The 26856-nt window shown below is 64.4% G+C and carries 22 protein-coding genes; 7 read left to right on the forward strand and 15 right to left on the reverse strand.

The features are described from left to right. Nucleotide 1: 1 nt before the first annotated feature. The gene (locus A9971_RS08185; RefSeq protein ID WP_183001380.1) at nucleotides 2-700 is read left to right on the forward strand and encodes an extensin family protein; all 699 of its coding nucleotides are present in this window, start codon (nucleotides 2-4) and stop codon (nucleotides 698-700) included. An 8-nt stretch (nucleotides 701-708) separates the two neighbouring features. Here A9971_RS08185 and A9971_RS08190 read toward each other — a convergent pair whose 3' ends face one another. Continuing rightward, on the reverse strand, nucleotides 709-1326 hold the full coding sequence (locus tag A9971_RS08190; protein ID WP_015634318.1) for a hypothetical protein: 618 nt from the start codon (nucleotides 1324-1326) through the stop codon (nucleotides 709-711). Nucleotides 1327-1420: 94 nt separating this feature from the next. On the opposite strand from A9971_RS08190, the gene A9971_RS08195 reads away from it, so the two are divergent. After that, a complete protein-coding gene (locus tag A9971_RS08195) occupies nucleotides 1421-2203 on the forward strand; it encodes a class I SAM-dependent methyltransferase (protein WP_183001381.1) in 783 nt (260 codons plus the stop codon). A gap of 98 nt (nucleotides 2204-2301) precedes the next feature. Here A9971_RS08195 and A9971_RS08200 read toward each other — a convergent pair whose 3' ends face one another. Beyond that, entirely contained in the window at nucleotides 2302-2937 is a 636-nt protein-coding gene (locus A9971_RS08200; protein WP_011059504.1) for a TetR/AcrR family transcriptional regulator, read from the reverse strand. A 94-nt stretch (nucleotides 2938-3031) separates the two neighbouring features. Between A9971_RS08200 and A9971_RS08205 the strand changes: the two genes are divergently transcribed. Both A9971_RS08205 and A9971_RS08210 read left to right on the forward strand, forming a co-directional pair. Then, nucleotides 3032-4120 carry an efflux RND transporter periplasmic adaptor subunit gene (locus tag A9971_RS08205; protein ID WP_011059505.1) on the forward strand — a complete coding sequence of 363 codons (1089 nt, stop codon included), beginning with the start codon at nucleotides 3032-3034 and terminating at the stop codon, nucleotides 4118-4120. 6 nt (nucleotides 4121-4126) lie between these two features. Beyond that, nucleotides 4127-7183 (forward strand): efflux RND transporter permease subunit, encoded by a 3057-nt coding sequence (locus A9971_RS08210; protein ID WP_011059506.1) that lies wholly within the window; start codon nucleotides 4127-4129, stop codon nucleotides 7181-7183. A gap of 122 nt (nucleotides 7184-7305) precedes the next feature. Here A9971_RS08210 and A9971_RS08215 read toward each other — a convergent pair whose 3' ends face one another. The 3 genes from A9971_RS08215 to plsB are packed head-to-tail and all read right to left on the reverse strand — an operon-like array spanning nucleotide 7306 to nucleotide 10974. Next, on the reverse strand, nucleotides 7306-7995 hold the full coding sequence (locus tag A9971_RS08215; protein ID WP_011059507.1) for a DUF4197 domain-containing protein: 690 nt from the start codon (nucleotides 7993-7995) through the stop codon (nucleotides 7306-7308). Between the two features lie 24 nt (nucleotides 7996-8019). Continuing rightward, on the reverse strand, nucleotides 8020-8418 hold the full coding sequence (locus tag A9971_RS08220; RefSeq protein WP_011059508.1) for a YbaY family lipoprotein: 399 nt from the start codon (nucleotides 8416-8418) through the stop codon (nucleotides 8020-8022). 51 nt (nucleotides 8419-8469) lie between these two features. Further along, nucleotides 8470-10974, reverse strand: coding sequence for a glycerol-3-phosphate 1-O-acyltransferase PlsB (gene plsB / locus A9971_RS08225; RefSeq protein ID WP_011059509.1), 2505 nt, complete (start codon nucleotides 10972-10974; stop codon nucleotides 8470-8472). A gap of 247 nt (nucleotides 10975-11221) precedes the next feature. Here plsB and A9971_RS08230 point away from each other — a divergent pair, with 247 nt between their 5' ends. Further along, a complete protein-coding gene (locus A9971_RS08230; RefSeq protein ID WP_011059510.1) occupies nucleotides 11222-11431 on the forward strand; it encodes a cold-shock protein in 210 nt (69 codons plus the stop codon). A gap of 103 nt (nucleotides 11432-11534) precedes the next feature. Here the strand turns inward: A9971_RS08230 and A9971_RS08235 are convergent, their stop codons facing one another. The 4 genes from A9971_RS08235 to A9971_RS08250 form a co-directional block, all read right to left on the reverse strand. Next, nucleotides 11535-11912: a hypothetical protein gene (locus A9971_RS08235; protein WP_011059511.1), complete on the reverse strand. Its 378-nt coding sequence runs from the start codon at nucleotides 11910-11912 to the stop codon at nucleotides 11535-11537. Between the two features lie 85 nt (nucleotides 11913-11997). Beyond that, nucleotides 11998-12807, reverse strand: a complete 810-nt coding sequence (locus A9971_RS08240) for a putative RNA methyltransferase (protein WP_183001382.1) — start codon at nucleotides 12805-12807, stop codon at nucleotides 11998-12000. After that, nucleotides 12807-13958 (reverse strand): succinyl-diaminopimelate desuccinylase, encoded by a 1152-nt coding sequence (gene dapE / locus A9971_RS08245; RefSeq protein WP_015634323.1) that lies wholly within the window; start codon nucleotides 13956-13958, stop codon nucleotides 12807-12809. Before dapE ends, A9971_RS08240 begins: the two co-directional genes overlap by 1 nt. A 185-nt stretch (nucleotides 13959-14143) precedes the next feature. Next, entirely contained in the window at nucleotides 14144-16735 is a 2592-nt protein-coding gene (locus A9971_RS08250; protein ID WP_011059514.1) for a glycosyltransferase, read from the reverse strand. A 217-nt stretch (nucleotides 16736-16952) separates the two neighbouring features. On the opposite strand from A9971_RS08250, the gene tcdA reads away from it, so the two are divergent. Beyond that, nucleotides 16953-17768 (forward strand): tRNA cyclic N6-threonylcarbamoyladenosine(37) synthase TcdA, encoded by an 816-nt coding sequence (gene tcdA / locus A9971_RS08255; protein WP_183001383.1) that lies wholly within the window; start codon nucleotides 16953-16955, stop codon nucleotides 17766-17768. A gap of 82 nt (nucleotides 17769-17850) precedes the next feature. Here tcdA and A9971_RS08260 read toward each other — a convergent pair whose 3' ends face one another. The 4 genes from A9971_RS08260 to A9971_RS08275 all read right to left on the reverse strand — a co-directional run bounded on the left by A9971_RS08260 (nucleotide 17851) and on the right by A9971_RS08275 (nucleotide 20970). Beyond that, on the reverse strand, nucleotides 17851-18261 hold the full coding sequence (locus tag A9971_RS08260) for a SufE family protein (RefSeq protein ID WP_011059516.1): 411 nt from the start codon (nucleotides 18259-18261) through the stop codon (nucleotides 17851-17853). Next, on the reverse strand, nucleotides 18258-19463 hold the full coding sequence (locus A9971_RS08265; RefSeq protein ID WP_183001384.1) for an aminotransferase class V-fold PLP-dependent enzyme: 1206 nt from the start codon (nucleotides 19461-19463) through the stop codon (nucleotides 18258-18260). The genes A9971_RS08260 and A9971_RS08265 overlap by 4 nt, the downstream gene beginning before the upstream one ends. A gap of 76 nt (nucleotides 19464-19539) precedes the next feature. Further along, nucleotides 19540-20574: a 2,3,4,5-tetrahydropyridine-2,6-dicarboxylate N-succinyltransferase gene (dapD, locus tag A9971_RS08270; RefSeq protein WP_011059518.1), complete on the reverse strand. Its 1035-nt coding sequence runs from the start codon at nucleotides 20572-20574 to the stop codon at nucleotides 19540-19542. A 33-nt stretch (nucleotides 20575-20607) separates the two neighbouring features. Then, entirely contained in the window at nucleotides 20608-20970 is a 363-nt protein-coding gene (locus A9971_RS08275; RefSeq protein WP_011059519.1) for an ArsC family reductase, read from the reverse strand. A gap of 237 nt (nucleotides 20971-21207) precedes the next feature. On the opposite strand from A9971_RS08275, the gene A9971_RS08280 reads away from it, so the two are divergent. Beyond that, nucleotides 21208-22854, forward strand: coding sequence for a Na+/H+ antiporter (locus tag A9971_RS08280; RefSeq protein WP_015634329.1), 1647 nt, complete (start codon nucleotides 21208-21210; stop codon nucleotides 22852-22854). A 55-nt stretch (nucleotides 22855-22909) separates the two neighbouring features. Here the strand turns inward: A9971_RS08280 and dapC are convergent, their stop codons facing one another. Both dapC and A9971_RS08290 read right to left on the reverse strand, forming a co-directional pair. Next, nucleotides 22910-24109: a succinyldiaminopimelate transaminase gene (gene dapC / locus A9971_RS08285; protein WP_123473868.1), complete on the reverse strand. Its 1200-nt coding sequence runs from the start codon at nucleotides 24107-24109 to the stop codon at nucleotides 22910-22912. Nucleotides 24110-24147: 38 nt separating this feature from the next. After that, entirely contained in the window at nucleotides 24148-26850 is a 2703-nt protein-coding gene (locus A9971_RS08290) for a [protein-PII] uridylyltransferase (RefSeq protein WP_011059522.1), read from the reverse strand. Nucleotides 26851-26856: the final 6 nt, after the last annotated feature.

Below are 26856 nucleotides of genomic sequence, written 5' to 3' on the forward strand. Positions count from 1 at the left end.
TGTGCGGGTAGTGAGAGTCCTGGGCGCCTTGTTGTTGCTGGGCGCCCTGTTGTTGATCGGTGTCCGCCTGGGCTGGTTGCCCGTCGCGGACAGTTGGAATCCCTGGGCGCCGCTGGACGTGCGGGCCAAGCCCAACCTGTTGACCCGTTTCAAGCTGGCGCGGCTGCGGGATGACCCGCAACTGTGCGACCAGGTGCTGGCGGGCTCGGGTTTGCGTACCAGCCGCCAGCCCGACAGCCGCAGGGACGTCGCTTGCCCATTGAGCAGTACCCTGCGTGTACAGGGTGGCGACGTGGCCCTGAGCAGCAGCTTTCTCGCCAGTTGCCCGCTGGCGGTGGCCTTTGCCCTGTATGAGCGCCATGGGCTGCAGTCGGCCGCGCAGGCGGTGTACGGCCAGCGGGTGGCGCGAGTCGATCACCTGGGCAGTTTCGCCTGCCGCAACATGTACAGCCGCGAGAGCGGTGCCCGCAGCCAGCATGCCAGTGCCAATGCCCTGGACATCGCCGGCTTTCGCCTGGGGGATGGGCGCAGCATCAGCGTGCTCCGGGATTGGCCCAAGGACAGCAATGAAGGCCGGTTTCTGCGCCTGGCCCGGGATGGCGCCTGTGATGCGTTCAACGTGGTGCTGGGGCCAGACTACAACGATGCCCATCGCAACCACTTTCATCTGGATGTAGGGCCTTGGTGGGTGTGTCGCTGAGGCTGGGCTCAGGCGGCGATGCGCAGGTTCTGCAGGATCAGCGGGCGGGCCCAGCCGATATCGAAGTCCATCGCCCGCTGTTGCTCGATGAGTTCCTGAGGCGGGAACGGCTCCGCGGGTTTGTCCAGCAGGTCCAGTTCGAATTCGGCGATCGGCAGGTGCAGTGGGCGGGGCTCCGGCGCAGGGCCTGGAGCAGGAATCGGCTGGCCGGCGTTGAGCACGATCGGGCGTACCCAGCCACTTTCGAAATCCTGCTGGCGCTGCTGGGCCACGATCTCTTCTGGCGGGAAGGGCGGGGCGGGTTTATCCAGCAGGTCCATTTCAAACTCGGCGATAGGCAGGAACAGCGGCTCCGGCGGGCGGACCTCGGTGTCTTGCACGTCGCAATGACGCTGATTGACGATCTGCGCCAGCACATCGCTGCCGCCAGCCGGTTCAACCGGGCCATCGATGGCCACCGCCGGTACCGATTCAACGCTCGCACCTTCACCCCGTTGCTCGGCCAGGGCCTGGGCAAAGAAGTCCTGCCACAGATGGCTGACGCCGCTCAGTGCCTGGGAGTTGCGCAGGCCATAGTCGCCGTGGGGCGAGATATAACCTATCGATGTGCGTTGAATGTCTGACATTGCTCTCGGTCGACGCTTGAGCTCTGGCAAAATGGCCGATAGTCCTGTTATCGGCAGTTTTTGCCGATCATTAATTTTTTGAGTGTGTTTTCAGATGAATGAGCAACCCGCAGCCTGCCGCATCAAAGTCGAAGCCCTGGGCGCCGGATTCGCCCCAGCGGCCGAGCAATGGGCCGAGCGCCTGGGGCTGGCGCTGCAGGTCGATGAGGCCGAGTTCGCCTTGCAAGTGGGGGAGCAGGGCCTGCAGTTGCAGCAATTGGGGCCGGACGCGCCCGGGCCGGTACGGGTGGATTTCGTCGAGGGTGGTGCAGCCCATCGGCGGCTGTACGGCGGCGGCAGCGGGCAGATGATCGCCAAGGCGGTGGGCGTGGCCCAGGGCGTGCGACCACGGGTGCTGGATGCCACGGCCGGTCTGGGCAAGGATGGCTTCGTGCTGGCGACCCTGGGTTGCGAGATGAGGCTGATCGAGCGCCAGCCATTGATTGGTGCGCTATTGGAAGACGGCCTGGCCCGCGCTGCGCAGGACGCCGAGGTAGGGCCTATCGTGGCCCGCATGCACCTGCTCAAGGGCAATTCCATCGAGCTGATGCGCAACTGGCAGGGTGAACCGCCCCAGGTGATCTACCTCGACCCGATGTTTCCCCATCGGGAGAAAAGTGCCCTGGTGAAGAAGGAAATGCGCTTGTTCCGGCCACTGGTGGGCGATGACAACGACGCCCCGGCCCTGCTCGCCGCGGCCCTGGCCCTGGCCAGCCACCGGGTGGTGGTCAAGCGTCCGCGCAAGGCGCCGTGCATCGAAGGGCCCAAGCCCAGCCATGGGCTGGAGGGCAAATCCAGCCGCTACGACATCTACCCGAAGAAGGCCCTCAAGGCCTGAGCCCCCTGTAGCAGCCAGCTTGCCGGCGAAGGCGGTCTTCAGTCCGCTTCGCTGGCAAGCCCGCTCCTACATCAGCCAGCGCTTGCACCTGCCGGTTTCTACGGCCGGTAGGCGCGGATGAACAGCGCCACCACTTCCTGCACATGCTCCTCTGCGGCGGCGCCCCTCAAGGGTTCGCCGCAGCCGTAGAGCAGGCGGAAATTCGCCCCGCCCTTGAGCATGCAGAAAAAGTGCTCGGCGGCGTTGCGCGGCTTGTCGATGCGCAGGGTGCCCAGCTGATTGATCTTCGCCAGCAGCCGCTCCATGCCCTGCAGCACCCGTTCGGGACCGGCCTCGATGAAGATCTGCGAGAGCTTGGGGTCCTGGCTGCCCAGCGTCATGATCAGGCGGTGCAGGTTCACCGACTCGTCGCTGTTGATCAGATGGTGAAAGCCCCGGGCGATGTTCAGCAGGACATTCTCCACCGGCGTTTCGGGGGTCAGTTCGTAGATCAGCGTGGGCAGCTGTTCTTCGCACTTGGCCACCACAGCGGCGGTGAACAAGGTCTCCTTGTCATTGAAATGGCTGTAGACCGTGAGCTTTGAAACCCCGGCCTCAGCGGCGACCGCATCCATGCTGGTACTGGCGTAGCCATTGCTCAAGAACAGGACTTTGGCTGCTTCGAGAATGGCCTGGCGCTTGGCCAGATCCTTGGGCCTGCCTGGCCCAACGTTTGCGGAAATATTGTCGGACATTTTTTCGCTGTTAATACTGGACTGGTGAGTTTGCTATTAATAACATACCGGCCAGTATAAATATTCCAAGCACCATTAGCGAAAGGTCGCCGCCATGTTCCGCTATGCCTTGCCAGTCAGCCTGGCTTTTTTTCTGTCTGCTTGTGGGCACGAAGAGCCCGTTCAAATTGGCATCCGGCCGGCCATGGTGGTCCAGCCAGAGCCCTCGGCAAGAGCTTCGGACAGCTACCCGGGCGAGGTGCGCGCCCGCTATGAGCCGGACCTGGCATTCCGTATCGGCGGCAAGGTCAGCCGACGGCTGGTGGAAGAGGGCGAGCGGGTCAAGGCCAACCAGCCCCTGGCGGAGCTCGACCCGCAGGACGTGCGCCTGCAACTTGAAGCCACCCGGGCCCAGGTCACTGCAGCCAGCGCCAACCTCAACCTGGTGCGCGCCGAGCGTGATCGCTACAAGACCCTGCTGGAGCGGCAGATGGTCAGCCATTCCCAATACGACAACGCCGAGAACCTCTACCGTTCCGGCGAAGCGCGCCTGAAGCAGATCAAGGCCGAGTTTGATGTGGCCAACAACCAGGCCGGCTACGCGGTGCTGCGCGCGCCGCAGGACGGCGTGGTGGCCAAGCGCGCGGTGGAAGTGGGGCAGGTGGTGGCGGCCGGGCAGACGGTCTTCACCCTGGCCACCGATGGCGAGCGTGAGGTGCTGATCAGCTTCCCCGAGCAGAACTACGGCCGCTTCAAGGTCGGCCAGCCGGTATCGGTGGAGCTCTGGACCCAGCCGGGCCAGCGTTTCGACGGGCGCATCCGCGAGCTGTCGCCTGCTGCCGATCCCAAGTCCCGGACCTTCGCCGCGCGTATTGCCTTCACTGCCGGCAAGGTTCCCGCCGAGCTGGGCCAGAGTGCCCGGGTGTTCATCCAGAGCGGCGATGCGGTGCCGCTGTCGGTGCCGCTGTCGGCGTTGTCCGCGGAAGGCGGGGCGACTTATGTCTGGCGGGTGGATGCCAACAATACCCTGCACAAGACCCCGGTGCGGGTCGGCGCCTTCGGCGAGAAGAGCGTGCCGGTGCTGGAAGGGCTGAGCGCCAGCGATTGGGTGGTGGCCGCGGGGGTGCATGTGCTCCATGAGGGCTTGCAGGTGCGCCCGGTGGATCGCTCCAACCGCGTGGTCAATCTGGCGGCCAAGGAGTAATCCCCGATGGGTTTCAACCTTTCCGCCTGGGCGTTGCGCAATCGCCAGATCGTTCTGTTCCTGATGCTGCTGCTGGCCATTGTCGGTGCGCTGTCCTACACCAAGCTGGGGCAGAGCGAGGATCCGCCTTTCACCTTCAAGGCCATGGTGATCCGCACCAACTGGCCCGGGGCCACGGCCCAGGAAGTCTCGCGCCAGGTCACCGAGCGCATTGAAAAGAAGCTGATGGAGACGGGCGAGTACGACCGCATCGTGTCCTTCTCGCGGCCGGGGGAGTCCCAGGTGACCTTCATCGCCCGGGACTCGATGCACTCCAACGAGGTTCCCGAGCTGTGGTACCAGGTACGCAAGAAGATCAGCGATATCCGGCAGACCCTGCCGCCCGGTATCCAGGGGCCGTTCTTCAACGATGAGTTCGGCACCACCTTCGGCAATATCTATGCGTTGACCGGGCAGGGCTTCGACTACGCGGTACTCAAGGACTACGCCGACCGCATCCAGATCCAGCTGCAACGGGTCAAGGACGTGGGCAAGGTCGACCTGCTGGGCCTGCAGGACGAGAAAATCTGGATCGAGCTGTCCAACGTCAAGCTGGCGACCCTGGGCCTGCCCCTGGCGGCGGTGCAGCAGGCCCTGGAAGAACAGAACGCAGTGTCCACCGCCGGGTTCTTCGAGACTCCGAGCGAGCGGGTGCAACTGCGGGTGTCGGGCAATTTCCAGACCGTGGAGCAGATCCGCAATTTCCCGATCCGCGTCGCCGGTCGTACCTTCCGCATCGGTGATGTGGCGGACGTGCGTCGTGGTTTCAACGATCCGCCCGCGCCGCGCATGCGCTTCATGGGTGAAGACGCCATCGGCCTGGCTGTGGCGATGAAGGAGGGGGGGGACATCCTGGTGCTGGGCAAGGCCCTGGAAGGCGAGTTCTCGCGCCTGCAGAAAAGCCTGCCGGCGGGGATGGAACTGCGCAAGGTGTCCGACCAGCCGGCGGCGGTGAAGACTGGGGTGGGCGAGTTCGTCCGGGTGCTGGCCGAGGCCCTGATCATCGTGCTGCTGGTGAGTTTCTTCTCCCTGGGAGTGCGGACCGGGATGGTGGTGGCCCTGGCGATTCCCCTGGTGCTGGCGATGACCTTCGCCACCATGTACTACCTGGGGATCGGCCTGCACAAGATTTCCCTGGGAGCGCTGGTGCTGGCCCTGGGCTTGCTGGTGGACGACGCGATCATTGCGGTAGAGATGATGGCGATCAAGATGGAGCAGGGTTTCGACCGGATCAAGGCCGCCAGCTTCGCCTGGACCAGTACCGCCTTCCCCATGCTCACCGGCACCCTGATCACTGCGGCGGGCTTCCTGCCGATCGCCACGGCCCAGTCCGGCACGGGCGAATACACCCGTTCGATCTTCCAGGTGGTGACCATTGCCCTGGTGGCCTCGTGGATTGCAGCCGTGGTGTTCGTGCCGTACCTGGGGGAAAAACTGCTGCCGGACCTGGCGAAGATCCACGCCGCCAAGCACGGCGCCGAATCCAATCCCCACGGTACACCCTTCTATCAGCGGGTCCGGCGGGTAGTGGGCTGGTGCGTGGAGCGGCGCAAGACGGTGATCGTCCTGACCATCCTGCTGTTCGTCGGCTCGGTGATGCTGTTCCGTTTCGTTCCCCAGCAGTTCTTCCCGGCCTCGGGTCGCCTGGAACTGATGGTCGACCTGAAGCTGGCGGAAGGCGCGTCCCTGAGCAACACCGCCGATGAGGTCAAGCGCCTGGAAGCCTTGCTCAAGGAGCATGCGGGCATCGACAACTACGTGGCCTACGTGGGCACCGGTTCGCCGCGGTTCTACCTGCCGCTGGACCAGCAACTGCCCGCCACCAGCTTTGCCCAGTTCGTGGTGCTGGCCAAGAGCATCGAGGAGCGTGAAGAGCTGCGCGGCTGGTTGATCGAAACCCTCAACGAGCAGTTCCCGGCGCTGCGCTCGCGGGTCACGCGCCTGGAGAACGGGCCGCCCGTGGGCTACCCGGTGCAGTTCCGGGTCACCGGCGAGCACATCGAGGAAGTCCGCGCCCTGGCGCGCAAGGTAGCGGCCAAGGTGCGAGAGAACCCCCATGTGGTCAACGTGCACCTGGATTGGGAAGAGCCCAGCAAGGTGGTCTACCTGAACATTGACCAGGACCGGGCCCGGGCCTTGGGAGTGAGCACCGCCAACCTGTCGAAATTCCTCCAGAGTTCGCTGATCGGTTCCACCGTCAGCCAGTACCGGGAAGACAACGAGCTGATCGAGATCCTGCTGCGGGGCACCCGCGAGGAACGCACCGAACTGTCGTTGCTGCCGAGCCTGGCGGTGCCTACCGAGAATGGCCAGAGCGTGTCCCTGTCCCAGGTGGCGACCCTGGAGTACGGCTTCGAGGAAGGGGTGATCTGGCACCGCAACCGCCTGCCCAACGTCACCGTGCGCGCCGATATCTACGGCAAGGAGCAGCCGGCGACCCTGGTGCAGCAGATCCTGCCGACCCTGGAGCCGGTTCGCGCCGAGCTGCCCGATGGTTACCTGCTGGAAGTGGGTGGCACGGTCGAGGACTCGACCCGGGGCCAGAACTCGGTGAAGGCCGGCGTGCCGCTGTTCATCGTGGTGGTGCTGACCTTGCTGATGATCCAGCTGCGCAGTTTCTCGCGCACGGCCATGGTGTTCCTCACGGCGCCCCTGGGATTGATCGGGGTCACCTTGTTCCTGCTGGTGTTCCGCCAGCCCTTCGGCTTCGTGGCCATGCTCGGCACCATTGCCCTGTCGGGGATGATCATGCGCAACTCGGTGATCCTGGTGGACCAGATCGAGCAGGACATCAAGGCGGGGCACAAGCCCTGGGATGCGATCATCGAAGCCACGGTGCGGCGTTTCCGGCCCATCGTGCTGACCGCCCTGGCGGCGGTGCTGGCGATGATCCCGCTGTCGCGCAGTGTGTTCTTCGGGCCGATGGCAGTGGCCATCATGGGTGGGCTGATCGTGGCGACGGCGCTGACCCTGTTGTTCCTGCCGGCGCTGTATGCGGCCTGGTTCAGGGTCAAGAAAACCTAGGAACCGGTATGCGGGAATACATCCTGTAGGAGCCGGCTTGCCGGCGAAGAGGCCCTTGGGGCAGGCGCTTGTCCTGGCGACGTCTTCGCCGGCAAGCTGGCTCCTACAGGTAGCGGGGAGGCTTACAGGGTGCCGAAGACTTTCTTGGCCAGGCTAGTGGCGGCTGCCGCCGGGTTCTGGCGAATGGTTTCTTCCTGCTTGCCGATCATTTCGAACAGGCCATTGAGGGCTTGTTCGGTCACGTAACTCTCGATGTTGGCGCTCTTGGCATCCAGCACGCCGAGCGTCGCAGCCTGGCCGGCGAAGGAGTTGTACTGCTTGGCCAGGCCGACCTGGTCAGTGGCCTGCTTGACGATCGGCAGGAACTTGGCGCGGATCTGCTCGCGGCTGCTCTTGTCCAGGTATTGGGTGGCGGAGTCCTTGCCGCCGGCAAGAATGCCCTTGGCGTCAGCCACGGTCATCTTCTTCACGGCATCCACCAACAGGGCCTGGGCTTGCGGCACAGCGGCCTCGGCAGCCTTGTTCATGCTGGTTTCAAGCTGATCGACCTGGTCGCCCATGCCGAACTGTTTCATTTTTTTCGCGACCTTGCCCAGGTTGCCCGGCAGCTCGATGCGCACCTCGGGGTTGTTGCTGAAACCACCTGGGGTGCCCAGCTGTTTGACGGCGATCTGCGCACCCTGGGTCAGGGCATCTTTCAGGCCACCGCTGGCGTCACCCTGGGACAGGTCGCTCAGGGACAGGGCCAGGGCGCTGGCGGAGATCAATAGGCCAGCGCACAGGCTGGTGAAACGAAGCGAAGTACGGAGCATGGCGGCTTCCTTGTGCAATAAGAATTAGCGAACAGCGTCGACCCGCAGCTTCAAGGGCTGCGGGTCGCTGCCGTCGAGTTTAACGGCGTTGTTTTCGGTGGTGATGAAGACCAGCTGGCCAGCCACTTCAATCCGCGCGCTGACCGAATAGCGGTGGCCGGGCTTGACCTGGGCCGGGTCGTAGCTGAGGTGAAAGGGCAGCGGCACCTGGCCCTTGACCGGACCGCTCTGCTCGGCCAGGACCACGGCAGGGGCGTCGGCCAGTGACACGTCCTGCAGGCTCACGCTCAGGGTGGCGGCCGGAGGCAGGGCGATGCGCTGCAAGTAGAAGACTTCGCCGTCGAGGCTGGCCTTGGCAGCGGGATTCATGGACTGGCAAGCGCCGAGCAGCGCGGTGGCGGCCAGCAGGCTGAGCTTTTTCATCGCGGATCTCCGTATCGAGGGCGCCGCAGCTGCTCCGGCGCCCGTAAGAATCTAGTCGTTTTGCGCAGGTGCCGCGAGCTGGTCGGCGGCGTCTTCGCTGCGGTGCAGGGCGACCTGGCGGATCGACAGGCGAATTTCTGCCGGCAGCACGCGCTTGGCGGCACCTTCGGCCAGTTCCCCCAGCGCTTCGTGGTAGCTCAGCTTGCCGGCTTCGTCGCGGCGCAGCACACCCTGGTCCAGCAGGGTCTGGATAAAGTGGCGGAACAGGCTCTTGTCGAAGAACTCCGGGGCATTGAGGCCATGCAGGATCGACAGGCGCTGGGCCATGACCGTGCACAGGTCTTCCAGCTCCTCGGCGCTGATGCTGTTCTGGCCGCTGTTGAGCAACAGGGAAATAGCCATGTAGAAGCGTTGCAGGGTCTGGGCAATGCTCTTGGACAGCAAGGTCAGCAGGACGAAATGCCGCGAGCTTGGGGCCGGACGCTGGTACAGGTCCTTCTCGAAGCGCAGCAGGCCCTGTTCGACAAAGGCCTCCAGCCACTGGTCCACCACCGCGTCCAGCTCATCCAGCGGCCAGCGGATGAACAGCTCCGATTGCAGGTAGGGATAGAGCGCGCGGGTATAACGCAGGATCTGTTCGCGGCTCATGCGCGACGAGCTCTGGAAGAAGCTCGCCAGCAACGCCGGCAGGGCGAAGATGTGCAGCACGTTGTTGCGGTAGTAGGTCATCAGGACGGCGTTCTGCTCGTCCAGGTAGAGGATCTTGCCCAGGGCGTCGCTCTGTTCGGCCAGCAGGTCCATGTCCTTGACGTGCTGGATCAGAGCCCGGCCGTCGCCTTCGGGCAAGGTGGTGTGGGGCGAGTAGGGCACGCGACGCAGTAGCGCCAGGTACAGGTCCAGGACCCGCGCCATGGCGCGGTCGTCCAGGGCCAGGCGGGTGGTGGAGAGCAGGGCCAGGGCCACCAGGTTCACCGGGTTGATCGCCGCGGCTTCGTTGAGGTGCTGGGCCACCCGCTCGCCGAGACGGTTGGTGGTTTCATTGAGCCAGGCCGGGCGGTACTGCGGGCCCAGCTCCTGGGTCCGCCAGTCCGGCTGTTCCTGGTCGAGGAATTCCGCCAGCTTGATCGGTTCGCCGAAGTTCACTGCCACCTGGCCGAAGCGCTGCTTGAGGGCGCCGATGACCTTGAAGATGTCGAAGATCGATTCCTTCTTCTTGCTCGCGCCGCGCAGCTCGCCCAGGTAGGTCCGGCCTTCCAGCACCCTTTCATAGCCGATGTACACCGGTACGAAGACGATGGGCATGCGCGAGGAGCGCAGGAAGCTGCGCAGGGTGATTGCCAGCATCCCGGTCTTGGGTTGCAGCATGCGCCCGGTGCGCGAACGGCCGCCCTCGACGAAGTACTCCACCGGGAAACCCTTGGTGAACAAGGTGTGCAGGTATTCGTTGAACACCGAGGTGTAGAGCGGGTTGCCCTTGAAGGTGCGGCGCATGAAGAAGGCCCCGCCGCGACGCAGCAGGCCGCCGATCACCGGCATGTTGAGGTTGATCCCGGCGGCGATGTGCGGCGGGGTCAGGCCGTTGCGAAACAGCAGGTAGGACAGCAGCAGGTAGTCGATATGGCTGCGGTGGCAGGGCACGTAGATCACTTCGTGGCCCTGGGCGATCTTCTGCACGCCTTCGAGGTGGTTGACCTTGATCCCGTCGTAGATCTTGTTCCAGAACCAGCTCAGCACCACTTCCAGGAAGCGGATCGCGGTGTAGGTGTAGTCCGAGGCGATCTCGTTGCCGTAGCGCAGGGCCTGGGCCTTGGCTTTTTCCGGGGAAATCTTTTCGCGCTCGGCCTCGTCGAGGATCGCCTGTTTCACCAGGGGCTGGTTCAGCAGGCCCTTGACCAGGTTGCGCCGGTGGGAAATGTCCGGGCCGATGACCGCAGCCTTGAGGTTGCGAAAGTGCACCCGCAGGATGCGCTGGGCCATGCGCACGGTGCGCTCGTGGCCCTTGTTGTGCTCGATCAGCTCGCGCAGGTTGATCGGTGCGGAGAACTGCACCCGGGTCTTGCGTCCCAGGATCATGATGCTCAGCAGCCGGCGCAGGCGCCCGGTGACCGCCCAGCTGTCGGCGAACAGCAGCTTCCACGGGCTCGATTCGCTGTCCGGCGACTGGCCCCAGAACACGCTGACCGGAATGATCTGTGCATCTTCGGCGGCATTCTGGGTCAGGGCGCTGACCAGCCGGGTCAGGGTCGGTGGCGCCCCGCGCTTGTCCTGGCGACCAAGCCAGTCGGGCTCCGGGGTCAGGTAGAAGAAGGCCGCCGGTTCCAGCAGGTTGCCCACCGACACCGGCAGTACCGGACGTGGCAGCCCAGCCTTGGTGCATTCGGTATCGACCACGGCGAGATCGGTCAGGGACGGGTTTTGCAGGACGTAGAACACCGGTCGGCTGCGGTCGAGGTCGAGGGTGAAGGACGACTGGTTGATGGTTTCCGAGCGGACCCAGAGGTACAGCAGTCGGCGCAAGGTGCCAAACACAAGACGGCGGATCGGGGAGCGGGTCATACGGCTTCTGCGTGAGTGAGTAGAAAACCGAGCAACTGCTCGGGGCCGGTAGTGTGCCGGATTCGCCGAAAATCGGCAAAAAAGCGCCGAAACAAGATTGAGTTGAGAGTTTTTACGCCTGTCATATACTCGGCCGACTCTCCCGCGGTCGTATCGCTTTCACTCATAGAGAGGCAGGCTGGGGGAAAGTTCTCAGGGTTTGGTTGCAGTGCGCCAATCCAATAATAAAAAAATGAGGTATGGATTCATGACTACTCGTGAGACAGGCAACGTGAAGTGGTTCAACGACGCCAAGGGCTACGGTTTTATCCAGCGTGAAGGCGGGGCGGACGTATTTGTCCACTACCGGGCGATCCGTGGCGAAGGCCACCGCTCCCTGACCGAAGGCCAGCAGGTGGAATACGCTGTGGTCGAAGGCCAGAAAGGTCTGCAAGCCGAAGACGTCGTCGGCCTGTAACCCACCCTGTAGGAGCTGGCTTGCCAGCGAAGGCGCCCGTCTATCGAACGCAAGTCTTGAAGGCCTCTTCGCCGGCAAGCCGGCTCCTACGGGTATGCACTGTTCAGGCAGTGCGCCAGGTAATCTCTTCTTCACCGTCGGCGCTGATGCGAATCCAGCGATCGGCGGACTCTTCACCCTCTTCCTCGACCCAGCTGCCCGGTGCGCAGCGCACCTCCACATTCAACGCGGCAAAGGCGGCGCGGGCGCAGGCGATGTCGTCATCCCACGGGGTCTGGTCGCTTTCCAGGTACAGGCTGTTCCACTTGCCCACGGCCTTGGGCAGCCAGGTCACGGGCACCTGGCCTGCGGTGCATTTGTAGGTCTGGCCTTTTTGTACCCAGTCGCTGCACGGGCCAAGCACGGCGCCAAGCCAGGCGGCGATGGCCTTGTAGTCGACGTCGGCGTCTTTCAGGTAAATCTCGATATCGGGCTGGCGCATGGATGTCCTCATTGCCGGTCTGAAAAATCCATTCGCGGATTTCTTCGGCCGCGAGCACAGGCTCGGGGCCTTGGGTTTTAGTGGGTTATTGCAGCACGAAGTAATCGTAGCGCATCGATACGCTGACCTCGAAAGGCTCGGCCTGCTCGATCACCGCGGCGCGGCGCTCGGCGCTGGCGCGCCAGCCGTGGGGCGTCATGGCCAGCAGGTTGGCGCGGTCTTGCGGGCGTTCCAGGTGCAGCTTGAACTCCAGGGTTTCGCTGTGGGCCAGGGCCATGCCTTCGGGCACCAGGGCCAGGTGCTTGTCGTCGGTGTATTCGCGTACTTCGTCGTACAGGCGTTCGCGCAGTTCCATCAGGTGGCCGCTGGTGGGACCTACCTTCATCAGGCCGCCGCCGGGGCTGAGCAGGCGCTTGGCCTCCAGCCAGTCGAGGGGGCTGAAGACGCTGGCCAGGAACTGGCAGCTGGCGTCCGCCAGGGGGATGCGCGCCATGCTGGCGACCATCCAGGTCAGTTGCGGGGCACGACGGCAGGCGCGCTTCACCGCCTCCCGGGAAATATCCAGGGCGTAGCCATCGGCAGCGGGCAGGGCCTGGGCCAGTTGCGCGGTGTAGTAACCCTCGCCACAGCCGATGTCGACCCAGCGCTGGGGCGCGCGTTCTGCCGCCAGCTCCGCCAGGCGCCGGGCCACCGAGGCGTAGTGCCCGGCGTTGAGAAAGTCGCGGCGGGCCTCGACCATGGCCTGGTTGTCGCCCGGGTCACGGCTGTTCTTGTGCTGCACCGGCAGCAGGTTCAGGTAGCCCTGGCGTGCCCGGTCGAAACGATGCCCGGCCGGGCAGACCACGCCGTTGTCCACGACGTTCAGCGGGGCACTGCAGAGAGGACAGGCAAGCATCAGGCGAGCAACTTGATCAGGGTCTGGTAGTAGATTTCGGTCAGCACATCGAGGTCGCTGGCCAGTACCCGCTCGTTGACCTGATGGATGGTGGCGTTGACCGGGCCCAGTTCCACCACCTGGGTGCCCAGGGTGGCGATGAAGCGCCCGTCGGAGGTGCCGCCACTGGTGGAGGCCTTGGTGTCGCGCCCGGTGACCTGCTTGATGCTGGCCGATACCGCGTCCAGCAGGGCGCCGGGTTCGGTGAGGAACGGCAGCCCGGACAGGGCCCACTCCACATGCCAGTCCAGGCCGTGCTTGTCGAGGATGGCCGCGACCCGCTGCTGCAGGCCTTCCACCGTGGATTCGGTGGAGAAGCGGAAGTTGAACAGCGCGGTCAGTTCACCGGGAATCACGTTGGTGGCGCCGGTGCCGGAATTGAGGTTGGAGATCTGGAAACTGGTGGGTGGGAAGAAGGCGTTGCCGTCATCCCAGTGCTCCGCCGCCAGCTCCGCCAGGGCTGCGGCCGCCAGGTGGATCGGGTTCTTCGCCAGGTGCGGGTAGGCCACGTGGCCCTGTACCCCGCGCACGGTGAGCTTGGCGCCGAGGGAGCCGCGGCGGCCGTTCTTGACCACGTCGCCCACCAGGCTGGTGCTCGAAGGCTCACCGACGATGCACCAGTCCAGGCGCTCCTTGCGTGCCGCCAGGCGCTCCACCACGGCCTTGGTGCCATGGTGCGCAGGGCCTTCTTCGTCGCTGGTGATGAGGAAGGCTACCGAGCCCTTGTGGTCCGGGTAGTCGGCGACGAAACGCTCAGCGGCTACCAGCATGGCCGCCAGGCTGCCCTTCATGTCCGCTGCGCCACGGCCGCAGAGCATGCCGTGCTCGTCGATCAGAGCGTCGAACGGGTCGTTCTGCCAGGCCTGGACCGGGCCGGTAGGCACCACGTCGGTGTGGCCGGCAAAACACAGCACCGGGCCTTCATGCTGGCCATGGCTGGCCCAGAAGTTGTCCACGTCCTCGATGCGCATCGGTTCCAGCTTGAAGCCGGCATCCCCCAGGCGCTGCATCATCAGCTTCTGGCAGTCGGCGTCGATCGGCGTCACCGAGGGGCGACGGATCAGATCACAGGCAAGTTGCAGGGTCGGCGAAAGCTCGGCATGGGCCGTCATGGGTAACTCCGGTGCAAGGCATTGTGCAGGAGCCGGCGGGGCGGCGAGGGCGGTTTAATCGATACACCGCGTTGCTTGGTTCGCTGGCAAGCCAGCTCCTACAGGGTTGGGCGAGGCGCGCAAAATGGCGGATATCTTAAAGCAAAACGGCGGCCAGAGGCCGCCGTTTAGTGCTTTGGATCGATTTAGGCTGCTGGAGCCGGCTGGCTTTCTTCCGCCGGTTTTGGCAGCGACGAAAGGAAGGCCATGACCAACGCTGCCACGTAAGGCAAAGACTGCACCAGGAGCATGGTCACCCAGAAGCGCATGTCGTTGCTCGGCAGGCCCTGCACCAGGAAGATCCCCAGCGCCGCGCCCCACAACAGCAGCATGATGAACAGCTCTTCCCGGGCTTCCGAGATCGCCACCCAGAAGCCGTGGTTGTCGGCGTTCTTCGGGGTGCGGAAGAACGGGATGCTGCTGGTGAAGAAGCCGTACAGCACCGCCTTGGCGATGGTGTGGGACAAGGCCAGGCCCGCCAGGGCCGCGCAGAAGGCGTCCTTGAGGTTGACCCCCACCGCACGGCGGTAGAGGAAGATGATCTTGCCCACCTTGAACACGAACAGCGCCAGCGGCGGGATGGCGAAGATCAGCAGCGGCGGGTCGACCCGTTGCGGCACGATGATCATCGCCGCCGACCACAGCAGGGCGCCGACGGTGAAGAAGATGTTCATGCCGTCCGCTACCCACGGCAGCCAGCCCGCGAGGAAGTGGTAGCGCTGGCCACGGGTCAGCTCGGTGTTCTTGCCGCGCAGCAGGCTGGCGGTGTGGCGCTTGATGATCTGGATCGCGCCATAGGCCCAGCGGAAACGCTGCTTCTTGAAGTCGATGAAGGTGTCGGGCATCAGGCCCTTGCCGTAGCTTTCGTGGTGGTACGCCGCCGACAGGCCTTTCTCGAACACCCGCAGGCCTAGCTCGGCGTCTTCGCAGATGCACCAGTCGGCCCAGCCCAGCTCTTCGAGCACTGTGCGCCGGGTCATGGTCATGGTGCCGTGCTGGATGATCGCGTCACGGTCGTTGCGGGTGACCATGCCGATATGGAAGAAGCCTTTGTATTCCGCGTAGCAGAGCTTCTTGAAGGTGCTTTCGTTCTGGTCGCGATAGTCCTGGGGCGACTGCACGATGGCGATCTTCGGATCGGCGAAGTGCGGCACCATGTGCTTGAGCCAGTTGCGGTCGACGCAGTAGTCGGAGTCGATCACCGCGATCACTTCGGCGTCCTTGGCGGTGTGCGGCAACAGATAGTTCAGCGCACCGCCCTTGAAGCCGGCCAGGGGCGCGACGTGGAAGAACTTGAAGCGCGGGCCGAGGGTCTCGCAATAGGCCTGCACCGGTTCCCAGACCGCCGGGTCCTTGGTGTTGTTGTCGATGATCAGGACTTCGAAGTCCGGGTAATCGAGGTTGGCCAGGGCATTGAGGGTCTGTTTGACCATCTCCGGCGGCTCGTTGTAGCAGGGCACGTGGATCGAGACTTTCGGCCGGTAGCTGGAGTCCCCCTCCACCGGCAGGAATTCGCGCCGGCGCTTGTGGATCCACACCGCTTCGGCCAGTTCATGGGCCTCGGTCAGCAGTACGATGAACACCCCCAGCGCGCCGAGGGCCAGGAGGAAGCCCACCGTCAGGCTGAACCAGGTGCTGTATTGCTGGCTGTAGTCGTAGCCGATCCACACCAGCACCGAACCGCAGAGGAACGCGATAAAGGTCAGGAAGGTCCGGCCGCGCTGGCGCAGGGCCGAGCCGTCGATCATCAGCAGGGTCAGCGACAGCAGCGCCAGCACCACCGAGCCGATGGCCAGCACCCGCCATTGCGGGATGGCCACCACCGGGCCTTCGAAGTTGAATTTCTGCTGGCGCGCGGCGTTGAACACGCCCCAGTAGGCACCCACCGAACCTTCGTCGCTGGCCTTCCACGGCTGGTCGAAGGCTTCGATGACAAAGTAGTTGTAGCCCTGGCGGTTGAGCTTGTTGACCAGGGTACGCAGGTAGATCGCCTGGTCCGCCGGGCTGGCGTCGGCGCCACCACGCATGCGGCCGTTGCTCGGCCAGCCGACCTCGGACAGCAGCAGCGGTTTTTTCGGGAACATCTTCTTCAGGTCCCGGGCGCGGTCGAGGACGAACTGCTCGGCCTTGTCCACCGGGATGAACTCCCAGTAGGGCAGGATGTGCGCGGCGATCAGGTCGACGTGCTTGGCCAGCCCCGGGTTTTCCTCCCAGACGTGCCATTGCTCCGAGGTGGTGACCGGAACTTTTACCGCGGCACGCACCCGGTCGAGAATCACCGACAGTTGGTCGGCGGTGATTTCCTTGCGGAAGATCGCCTCGTTACCCACCACCACCCGCACGACGCTGCGGGAGGTATTGGCCAGTTCGATGGCGCGCATGATTTCCCGCTCGTTGCGCTCCAGGTCCGGGCTGATCCAGATCCCCAGGGTCACGCGCAGGCCGAACTCTTCCGCGAGCCTCGGGATGTCTTCCAGGCTGCCGTCCACCGAATAGGTACGGATGTTGTCGGTCAGCTTGCTCATGATCTCCAGGTCGCGACGCATTTCATCGTCGGACGGGTACTGGTCCTTCTGCGGGAACTGGCCCTGCTGGAAAGGCGAGTAGGAAAAACCGGAGATCTGTTCCGGCCAGTCGGGGGCCGAGACCGGGCGATTGATCAGCGCCCAGAAACCGGTGAACAGCGCGGCAATGGCCAGCACTATCACCAGGTTGAGTCCAAATTTACGCGATGACATAGCTATTTCGGGTTCCAAAAGGTGTGGAACGAGGGAAGGGTTGGCAGGCGCCAAACGGCGGGCATCCTACACCGGCCCTCAACTGAGCGTACAGCGCACAGAGGAAAGCCAGACCTTGGGCACTGTATTCGGGTTTAAGTTCTTTACTTGTAGCTTCAAGGTTAAAACTTGTCGCGTTGAGGCCCTATAATGCGCGCCGGTTTTTTAGGTGATGGTCATGAGTACAGAAGATCCACGGTTTGCCGGCGTCGCCCGTTTGTATGGCATTGAAGGCCTGGAACGGCTGCGGGCGGCCCATGTGGCGATCGTCGGCGTCGGCGGGGTCGGTTCCTGGGCGGCGGAAGCCATCGCCCGTTGCGGGGTGGGCGAGATCTCGCTGTTCGACCTCGATGACGTCTGCGTCAGCAACAGCAACCGCCAGTTGCACGCGCTGGACAGCACTGTGGGCAAGCCCAAGGTCGAGGTCATGGCCGAACGCCTGCGCGGCATCAATCCGGACTGCAAGGTGCACGCGGTGCCGGACTTCGTCACCCGCGAGACCATGGCCGAGTACATCACCCCAGACATCGATTGCGTGATCGACTGCATCGACAGCGTCAATGCCAAGGCGGCGCTGATTGCCTGGTGCAAGCGACGCAAGATCCAGATCATTACCACCGGCGGCGCGGGGGGGCAGATCGACCCGACGCTGATCCAGGTCTGCGACCTGAACCGTACCTTCAATGACCCGTTGGCCTCCAAGGTGCGTTCCACCCTGCGCCGCGACTACGGTTTCTCGCGCACCGTAACCCGGCACTACAGCGTGCCTTGCGTGTTTTCCACTGAACAGCTGCGTTATCCGAAGCCGGACGGCAGCATCTGCCTGCAGAAGAGTTTTGTCGGCGATGGCGTCAAGCTCGACTGTGCCGGCGGCTTTGGCGCGGTGATGATGGTGACCGCGACCTTCGGCATGGTGGCGGCGACCAAGGCGGTGGACAAGATTGTCGCCGGCGTGCGCCGCCCGTCGGAACGCAACAAACCCGCCGCCCCGTAGGAGCTGGCTTGCCAGCGAAGAGGGCCGCGAGGAGGGTGCAAGGCTTATGAGCCTGTTCGCCAGCAAGCTGGCTCCTACGGAGTTAGGGGGCGCTGGCCAGTTCGCTCATGCGTTGCAAGACGGCGTTCAGGCCATTGCTGCGCGAAGGTGAGAGCTGGCGCGACAGGCCCAACTGGTTGAACCAGTCGGCCAGGTCCACTTCCCGCAACTGCTGTGCCGTCAGGCCATTGACCCGCGCCAGGAGCAGGGCCACCAGCCCGCGAATCAGCCGCGCGTCGCTGGCCGCGGCAAACTGCCAATGACCGTTTTCCAGGGCCGCCACCAGCCAGACCTGGCTTTCACAGCCGTGCACCCGGTTGGCCTCGACCTGGTCGGCCTCGCTCAGGGGCGGCAGGCGCTCGCCCCATTGCATCAGCAGGCGCGCCCGCTGTTCCCAGCCGGCAGCCCCCTGGAAAATCTCCAGGGCGGCGACGGCATCCGCCGGCAGGCTCATCGCAGCAGCTCCAGGGCCTGATCCAGGGCTTCGAAGAAACGCTCCAGGTCCTCGGAATCGTTGTACAGCGCCAATGACACGCGAATCGCTCCGGCCAACCCCAGGCTCTTCATCAGCGGCATGGCGCAGTGGTGCCCGGCGCGTACGGCAATGCCTTGTTCGGTCAGCAGGTGCGCCAGGTCGGCGTTGTGCACCCCATCCACGACAAAACTGACCAGGGCCACTTGCGGCGAGCCCAGCAGGCGGATGCCATTGCGCGCCTGCAAGCCGTGCAGCAGGTAGGCGTGCAGCGCTGCTTCATGGTCGGCCAGTGCTTGCTGATCCAGGCCGGCGAGATAATCCAGGGTGGCACCCAGGCCGATGACCCCGGCAATCGGCGGTGTACCGGCCTCGAACCCCAGGGGGGCGGGGCGGAAGCTGGCGTGCTGGTAATCGGCGTCCTGGACCATTTCACCGCCGAACTGCCAGTGGCGCAGGCCCTTGAGTGCTGCATGACGGCCAAACAGCACGCCGACCCCATCCGGGCCGTACAGCTTGTGGCTGGAGAACACATAGAAGTCGCAGCCCAGGGCCTGCACATCGTGGCGGCCATGGACCACGCCCTGGGCGCCGTCGATCACCGTCAGTGCGCCCTGGGCCCTGGCCATGGCCAGCAGTGGGGTCAAGGGTTGCCAGGCGCCAAGCACGTTGGACAGCTGGCTCACCGTCAGCAAACGGGTGCGCGGGCCGATCAAGCGGCTTGCCGCGTCGACGTCGATCAGGCCGTCCGGGTCCAGGGGCAGGACCAGCAGCTTGAGCCCGCGACGTTGGGCCAGTTGCTGCCAGGGCAGCAGGTTGGCGTGGTGCTCCAGGGCGCTGATGACGATTTCATCGCCCGGGGAAAATTGGTGCTCCAGGCCGTAGGCCAGAAGATTCAGCGCGGAGGTCGCGCCGTGGGTGAAGACGATCTGCCCACTGTCACCGGCATTCAGCCATTGGCCGACCTTGCTGCGGCTGTCTTCGAACGCTTGGGTGGCGTGGGCGCCGGGCAGGTGTTGCGCACGATGAACGTTGGCGGCGCCGTTGGCGTAGTAGTGCGCCAGGGCGTCCAGCAGGGCTTGGGGTTTTTGCGTGGTGGCGGCGTTGTCCAGGTACGTCTGGTCCTGGCGATGCAGGGCGGCGATGGCCGGGAAGTCGGCGCGCCAGGGGGAGGCTACAAGCATGGTGGCAGAACTCGTTTGAACAGGCCGGGCGCCGATGATAAGCGCCTGGCCGGTTCCAGTGAAACCGAATCGCTGCTTAGTTGTGAGCGTGCAGCGCTTCGTTCAGCTCGATGGCCGACTTGTGGGTCTTGCACTCCACGGCGCCGGTTTCCGAGTTGCGACGGAACAGCAGGTCCGGCTGGCCGGCCAGTTCCCGGGCCTTGAGCACTTTGACCAGCTGGTTGTTCTCGTCCAGCAGCGCCACCTTGGTGCCGGCGGTCACGTACAGGCCCGACTCCACGGTATTGCGGTCGCCCAGCGGGATGCCGATACCGGCGTTGGCGCCGATCAGGCAACCTTCGCCGACCTTGATCACGATGTTGCCGCCACCCGACAGGGTGCCCATGGTGGAGCAACCGCCGCCCAGGTCCGAACCCTTGCCGACGAACACGCCCGCGGAAACCCGGCCTTCGATCATGCCCGGACCTTCGGTGCCGGCGTTGAAGTTGACGAAGCCTTCGTGCATCACGGTGGTGCCTTCGCCGATGTAGGCGCCCAGGCGGATCCGCGCACTGTCAGCGATACGCACGCCGCTCGGCACCACGTAGTCGGTCATTTTCGGGAACTTGTCCACCGAGAACACTTCCAGCAGCTCGCCGCGCAGGCGCGCTTCCAGTTGACGCTCGGCCAGCTCGCCCAGGTCGATCGCGCCCTGGCTGGTCCAGGCCACGTTCGGCAGCAGCGGGAACACGCCGGCCAGGCTCAGGCCGTGCGGCTTGACCAGGCGGTGGGACAGCAGGTGCAGCTTCAGGTAGGCCTCTGGAGTGGAGGTCAGCTGGGCATCTTCGGCCAGCAGGGTCGCTACCAGCGGCTTGTGGCTTTCGGCCAGGCGGGTCAGCAGGGCGGCCTGGGTAGCGTCGATGCTTTTCAGTGCGTCGGCCATTTGCGCGGCCTGGGCGGTGGTGAACGTGATGGCCTGGTTGCCTTCGCTGTAGCCGAGGATCGGCGCTACGGCAGCGACGATTTCAGCCGCAGGCTGGAGCAGGGGCGATGCGTAAAACACTTCCAGCCAAGCGCCTTGGCGGTTCTGGGTGCCGACACCGAATGCCAGGCTGAACAGGGTAGTGGACATGCAGTTACCTCTTGCGAAATTGATTGAGCAGGCTTACTTGAGCGCCGCTGCGTAAAGGTCTGGCTTGAAGCCAATCAGGGTCTTGTCTCCGAGATCGAGCACCGGGCGCTTGATCATCGAAGGTTGCGCGAGCATCAGTTCAACGGCTTTCGCCTGGTCGAGATCGGCTTTGCTTTCGTCATCGAGTTTGCGAAAGGTCGTGCCCGCGCGGTTCAACACCACCTGCCAGCCGTGCTCGTCGCACCACTGATTCAGGTGCTCACGGTCAATGCCGGAGGTTTTGTAATCATGGAAGTCATAGCTGACAGCGTGTTCATCGAGCCAGGTGCGCGCCTTTTTCATGGTGTCACAGGCTTTGATGCCGAAAAGGTGCAACGTTTTGCTTGAAGCGGTCAAGGAATTGCCCCCTTTGGAGATGCTGGAGATGAAAGGTCACGGATTATGCCACGACCGCGCCGATTCGGCGTCGGCTGCTGCGGGGCTTTGTCGCATTGTGTTTCCACGCCCGGGCGCCGTTGCGACTTTTGTGCAGCGGCGTAAACGCAGCTTAAGCGGCTAATATGGCACTTCTGCGGTGAATTCCTGCCGCCGTTGTGTGTCTGCTTTGAAGTTTCAGATCGGGAAGCCCGCTTTATGCAAACCGCCTATACCGTCCTCATCCTGCTGATGCTGGTGAGCCTCTCGCGTCTTGTCGGACGGGTGATTCCACTGCCGCTGCCCCTGGTGCAGATTGCCGCCGGCGCCTTGCTGGCCTGGCCGACCCTGGGGTTGCACGTGGCCCTGGACCCGGAGCTGTTTCTCTTCCTGTTCTTGCCGCCGCTGTTGTTTTCCGATGGCTGGCGCATGCCCAAGCGCGAATTCTGGCGCCTGCGCGGGCCGATCCTGACCCTGGCAGTAGGGCTGGTGCTGTTCACCGTGGTGGGCGCCGGCTACTTCATCCATTGGCTGCTGCCGAGCATTCCGTTGCCGGTGGCCTTTGCCCTGGCCGCCGTGCTTTCGCCCACCGACGCCGTGGCGGTATCGGCGATTTCCCAGAACCGCTTGCCCACGCCCCTGATGCACATGCTCCAGGGGGAGGCGCTGATGAATGACGCCTCGGGCCTGGTGACCTTCAAGTTCGCCCTGGCAGCGGCGGTGACCGGGGTGTTCTCCCTGGCCAACGCCAGCCTGACCTTCGTCCTGGTGGCGGTGGGCGGCCTGGCGGTCGGCGTGGCACTGAGCTGGCTGGTGGGGCGCCTGCGGGCCTGGATGATCGCCCGAGGCTGGGATGACCCGGCGACCCACGTGGTGTTCATGCTGCTTTTGCCGTTCGCCGCCTATGTACTGGCCGAGCGCCTGGGAGCCTCGGGCATTCTCTCGGCGGTGGCGGCGGGGATGATGCAGAGCTGGCTCGACCTGCTGCCGCGCCAGACCAGCACCCGGCTGCTCAATCGCAGCGTCTGGTCACTGCTGGAGTTCGCCTTCAACGGCCTGATCTTCCTGCTCCTGGGGTTGCAGCTGCCGGACATCATCAAGGCCGTGGTCAGTCACGAGACCTCGCTGTGGCCGACCCTGTTCTACCGTTGCCTGGATGTGGTGGCGATTTTCCTGGTGCTGCTGGTATTGCGTTTCATCTGGGTGCAGAGCATCTGGCGCCTGTCCGGCCTGCTGCGGCGCTGGCGCGGCAAGGGCGAATTGACGCTGGTGCCGACCGCCCGTTCCTGCTGGTTGCTGACCGTGGGTGGAGTGCGCGGGGCGGTAACCCTGGCCGGTGTGATGTCGGTACCGTTGTTTCTCGGTGCCGGTGAAGCCTTTCCGGAGCGCGACCTGCTGATCTTCATCGCTGCCGGGGTGATCCTGCTGTCCCTGGTGGCGGCCTGCATTGCCCTGCCGCTGCTGCTGCGCGGCATTGTGAAGAGCCCTGACGACAAGCGCCGTGGGGAAGTGCGGGATGCCTGGCGCAAGACTGCCGAAGCGGCGATCCATGCCCTGGAAGCCGAAGAAGTGGCTGACACCGGTGAAACCCCGGATGCTGCCCAGGCGGCCCTGGCCACCGAACTCAAGGGGCGCTTGATGGCCGAGTACCGGCATCAGTTGGAGGTCTACAACGATTCCGCCGAGGCCCAAGCCCTGGCGTTCCAGATGGACTTGCTGGAGCGGCGCCTGCGGATCAAGGCCCTGCGAGCGCAACGGCTGGAGCTGTATCGGCTGAGCCGCCAGCATCAGATTGGCGACGATGTGCTACGCGAAGTGCTGGCCGACCTGGATATGAGCGAGGCCAATCTGGGGCAGGTGAAGTGAGGCGTTCGCCGGCAGTCGGCTCCTGCTGTGGGAGCCGGCTTGCCGGCGAAAGGCCTCAAGCGCGACGCAGCACGAAATCGCGAATCCGTTCCGCGGCTTCCACGCATTCCGCCAGCGGCGCTACCAGCGCCATGCGTACCCGGCCGGCGCCCGGGTTGGTGCCGTCCACATCCCGCGACAGGTAGGAGCCCGGAACCACGGTCACATGCTCCTGTTCGAACAGGTCGCGGCAGAAGGCTGCGTCATCCCCGGCGACGTTCGGCCACAGGTAGAAGCTGCCGTCCGGGCGCTGCACATCCATCACGGGCGCAAGGATCGCCAGCACCGCGTCGAATTTCTCCCGGTACAAGGCGCGGTTGGCGCGCACGTGCACTTCGTCGTTCCAGGCGGCGACGCTGGCCAGTTGGGTCTGCACCGGCATGGCGCAGCCGTGGTAGGTGCGGTACAGCAGGAAGCCCTTGAGAATCTCGGCATCACCGGCGACGAAGCCCGAGCGCAGGCCCGGCAGGTTGGAGCGCTTGGACAGGCTGTGGAACACCACGCAGCGCTTGAAGTCCTTGCGGCCCAGTTCGACGCAGGCGCTGAGCAGGCCCGGCGGCGGTGTCTGTTCGTCGAAGTACAGCTCGCTGTAGCACTCGTCGGCGGCGATCACGAAGTCGTGCTCGTCGGCCAGCGCGATCAGCTTCTTCAGGGTGTCCAGCGGGATCAGCGCGCCGGTGGGGTTGCCCGGCGAGCACAGGAAGAGGATCTGGCAGCGCTGCCAGATCTCCGCCGGCACGGCGTCGAAGTCCGGGTTGAAGCCGTTTTCGTCGAGGCACGGCAGGTAGTGCGGCTTGGCCCCGGCGAGGAAGGCCGCGCCTTCGTAGATCTGATAGAAGGGGTTGGGGCTGACCACCAGGGCATCTTCGCCGCGGTTGACCACGGTCTGGGTGAAGGCGAACAGCGCTTCGCGGGTGCCGTTGACCGGCAGTACATTGCGCGCCGGGTCGAGCCAGAGCGCGGGCACGCCAAAGCGCCGCTCGCACCAGCCGGCGATGGCTTCGCGCAGCGCCGGGATGCCCAGGGTGGTGGGGTAGACCGCCATCTGATCGAGGTTGCTGGCCAGGGCTTCGGCGACAAAGCTTGGCGAGCGGTGCTTGGGTTCGCCGATGGACAGGGCGATGGCGCGCTTGTCCGGGTTGGGCGTCACGGTGCCGAGCAAGGCGCGCAGCTTTTCGAACGGGTAGGGCTGCAACTGGTTCAGAGCGTTGTTCATGGAGGCGGTATCTCACTCAAAGCGGTGGTTCGGACCCGTCAGATGCTCAGGCGGGTCATTTCGATAGTCGGTTCGTGGCTGACGCTCAACTGCTCGACGATCGCATCCTGCAAGCGGCTGCACAGCTGGGGGTCGGACAGGGGCTGGTTGTGCGCATCGGTGATGAAGAACACGTCTTCCACGCGCTCGCCCAGGGTGGCGATCTTGGCGTTCTGCAGCGACAGGTCGAACTCCAGGAAGATCTTGCCGATCCGCGCCAGCAAACCCGGGCGATCCGGGGCGCTGAGTTCCAGCACGGTCACCGGGCGTTGGGCGTCGTTGTGGATAGTCACCTCGGGGGCGAAGGCAAAATGCTTGAGCTGGCGCGGCACCCGGCGCTGGATGATGGTCGGGTAGTCGTCGGGGTTGCGCAGGGCGTCGGTCAGGCCCTTGCGGATCTGCTCGACTCGCTGCGGGTTGTTGCCGATGGATTCGCCGTCGTTGTCCAGGACGATGTAGGTGTCGAGGGTGAACTGGCTGCTGGAGGTGATGATGCGCGCGTCATGGATGTTCAGGTTGAGCTGGTCCATGGCGGCCACGGTCACCGCGAAGAAGTCGTGCTGGTCCGGGGCGTAGATGAAGATCTGGGTGCCGCCCTCGAACTCGCGCTGGGTGATTTCCTTGATCAGCACCAGTGGCCCGCCATCGGCCGGCTGCTGGAGGATCGCGTCGCTGTGCCAGGCCACGTCGCCGGCGGTGTGGCGCAGGAAGTAGTCGTCCCCCAGTTGGGACCAGAGTTGTTCCACTTCGTCCGGGTCGGTGCCGTTGCGCACCAGGATGTCCAGGGCGGCGCTCTGGGTCTGGCGGATCTGCTCTTCGCGGTCCACCGGGTTTTCCAGGCCGCGGCGCAGGGCTCGCTTGGTCTCGGTGTAGAGCTGGCGCAACAGGCTGGCGCGCCAGGAGTTCCAGAGCGTCGGGTTGGTGGCGTAGATATCGGCGACGGTCAGTACGTAGAGGTAGTCGAGGCGGGTCTGGTCGACCACGATCTGTGCGAAATCGTGAATCACCTGCGGGTCGGACAAGTCCTTGCGCTGAGCCGTGGTGGACATCACCAGGTGGTTCTGCACCAGCCAGACGATCAGCCGGGTATCCCACTGCGGCAACTGGTGGCGCACGCAGAAGGCTTCGGCATCCACGGCGCCGATTTCCGAGTGGTCGCCATGACGGCCCTTGCCGATGTCGTGGTACAGACCGGCCAGGTAGATCAGCTCGGGCTTGGGCAGCTTGCCCATGAGCTTGCTGGCCAGCGGGAATTTCTCGGAGATCGGCGTGTACTGCATTTTGCGCAGGTGCTTGATCAGGTTCAGCGTGTGGGCGTCCACGGTATAGATGTGGAACAGGTCGTGCTGCATCTGCCCGACGATGAAGCCGAACTCCGGCAGGTAGCGTCCGAGAATGCCGTAGCGGTTCATCCGCCGCAGGTTGCGGTGGATGCCGATTTCGCACTTGAACAGCTCGATGAACAGGCTGGTGTTGCGGATATCGTGGCGGAAGTCGTCATCGATCAGGTGCCGGTGTTCGCGCAGCAGGCGGATGGTGTCGGCGCGCACGCCCTTGATTTCCGGGTGCTGGGCCATCAGCACGAAGATCTCCAGCATGGCGAACGGAGTGCGCTTGAACACGTTGTCGTTGATCGCCTCGATGTAGCCGTCGTGCAGTTGGAAGCGCGCATTGATCGGCTGTGGCGGTGCCTCGTCCTCGGGGGCGAGGATCACCTCCTCGAAGTGCTGGATGATCAGGTCGCTCAACTGGGCGATGCTCATCACCACCCGGTAGTACTGCTGCATGAAGCTTTCGATGCTCTGTTTCGCATCTTCGCCCTCGAAGCCCAGCAGGGTGGCGATGGAGCGCTGGTGGTCGAGCAGCAGGCGGTCCTCGGCGCGCCCCGCGAGCATGTGCAGCGCGTAGCGGACCTTCCACAGGAACTCCTGGGACGAGGCCAGGAGCGCGTTTTCGCTTTCCACCAGGAAGCCTTCGCCGGCCAGGGCCCGCAGGTTCAGGGTGCCGTACTGGCGGCGCGCGACCCAGAGGATGGTCTGGATGTCCCGCAACCCACCCGGCGAGCCTTTGACGTTGGGCTCCAGGTTGTATTCGGTGTCGTTGTACTTGTGATGGCGGGCCTTCTGCTCGGCCCGCTTGGCCAGGAAGAAATCCTTGCTCGGCCACATGTGCTCGGTGCTGGTCACTTGCAGCATGCGCTGGCGCAGGTGCTCGGGGCCGGCAATGGTGCGGCTTTCCATCAGGTTGGTGATCACCGTCAGGTCGGCCCGCGCCTGTTCGGCGCATTCGTCCACCGAGCGCACGCTTTGCCCGACTTCCAGGCCAATGTCCCAGAGCAGGGTAAGAAAGCGTTCGATGGAGTCGCGGAAAATTTCGTGGTCGGCGCTGTCCAGGAGGATCAGCAGGTCGATGTCGGAATAGGGGTGCAGCTCGCCGCGACCGTAGCCGCCGACCGCCACCAGGGCGATGTCGGCGTCTTCGCTCCAGCTGAACTGGTCCCAGGCCTTTTGCAGGATGTTATCGATGAACCAGGCGCGGTCTTCGATCAGCCGGCGGATCTCCCGCCCACTGCGAAAGCGCGTATCGAGCACTTCCCGTGCCTGGCGGATGGCCTTCTTGAAGGCGGCGATAGGGCTGGCCTTCAGCGCCAGTTCCGCCTGGAACTGGCCGCGGTCGAAGAGTTCGGGGTCCACCTGCGGCATCGATTG

The sequence above is a fragment of the Pseudomonas sp. UME65 genome (assembly GCF_014170225.1).
Lineage (GTDB): Bacteria > Pseudomonadota > Gammaproteobacteria > Pseudomonadales > Pseudomonadaceae > Aquipseudomonas > Aquipseudomonas protegens.

Bases quoted from the DNA above. Each gene is read 5' to 3' on its own strand.
- A9971_RS08280 (WP_015634329.1), top strand. From the start codon at position 21,208: ATGCAAACCGCCTATACCGTCCTCATCCTGCTGATGCTGGTGAGCCTC.
- dapE (WP_015634323.1), bottom strand. From the start codon at position 13,958: ATGACGGCCCATGCCGAGCTTTCGCCGACCCTGCAACTTGCCTGTGAT.
- A9971_RS08210 (WP_011059506.1), top strand. From the start codon at position 4,127: ATGGGTTTCAACCTTTCCGCCTGGGCGTTGCGCAATCGCCAGATCGTT.
- A9971_RS08240 (WP_183001382.1), bottom strand. From the start codon at position 12,807: ATGCTTGCCTGTCCTCTCTGCAGTGCCCCGCTGAACGTCGTGGACAAC.
- A9971_RS08230 (WP_011059510.1), top strand. From the start codon at position 11,222: ATGACTACTCGTGAGACAGGCAACGTGAAGTGGTTCAACGACGCCAAG.
- A9971_RS08205 (WP_011059505.1), top strand. From the start codon at position 3,032: ATGTTCCGCTATGCCTTGCCAGTCAGCCTGGCTTTTTTTCTGTCTGCT.
- tcdA (WP_183001383.1), top strand. From the start codon at position 16,953: ATGAGTACAGAAGATCCACGGTTTGCCGGCGTCGCCCGTTTGTATGGC.
- dapC (WP_123473868.1), bottom strand. From the start codon at position 24,109: ATGAACAACGCTCTGAACCAGTTGCAGCCCTACCCGTTCGAAAAGCTG.
- A9971_RS08215 (WP_011059507.1), bottom strand. From the start codon at position 7,995: ATGCTCCGTACTTCGCTTCGTTTCACCAGCCTGTGCGCTGGCCTATTG.
- A9971_RS08250 (WP_011059514.1), bottom strand. From the start codon at position 16,735: ATGTCATCGCGTAAATTTGGACTCAACCTGGTGATAGTGCTGGCCATT.
- A9971_RS08290 (WP_011059522.1), bottom strand. From the start codon at position 26,850: ATGCCGCAGGTGGACCCCGAACTCTTCGACCGCGGCCAGTTCCAGGCG.
- A9971_RS08265 (WP_183001384.1), bottom strand. From the start codon at position 19,463: ATGCTTGTAGCCTCCCCCTGGCGCGCCGACTTCCCGGCCATCGCCGCC.
- dapD (WP_011059518.1), bottom strand. From the start codon at position 20,574: ATGTCCACTACCCTGTTCAGCCTGGCATTCGGTGTCGGCACCCAGAAC.
- A9971_RS08190 (WP_015634318.1), bottom strand. From the start codon at position 1,326: ATGTCAGACATTCAACGCACATCGATAGGTTATATCTCGCCCCACGGC.
- A9971_RS08195 (WP_183001381.1), top strand. From the start codon at position 1,421: ATGAATGAGCAACCCGCAGCCTGCCGCATCAAAGTCGAAGCCCTGGGC.
- plsB (WP_011059509.1), bottom strand. From the start codon at position 10,974: ATGACCCGCTCCCCGATCCGCCGTCTTGTGTTTGGCACCTTGCGCCGA.
- A9971_RS08200 (WP_011059504.1), bottom strand. From the start codon at position 2,937: ATGTCCGACAATATTTCCGCAAACGTTGGGCCAGGCAGGCCCAAGGAT.
- A9971_RS08220 (WP_011059508.1), bottom strand. From the start codon at position 8,418: ATGAAAAAGCTCAGCCTGCTGGCCGCCACCGCGCTGCTCGGCGCTTGC.
- A9971_RS08235 (WP_011059511.1), bottom strand. From the start codon at position 11,912: ATGCGCCAGCCCGATATCGAGATTTACCTGAAAGACGCCGACGTCGAC.
- A9971_RS08260 (WP_011059516.1), bottom strand. From the start codon at position 18,261: ATGAGCCTGCCGGCGGATGCCGTCGCCGCCCTGGAGATTTTCCAGGGG.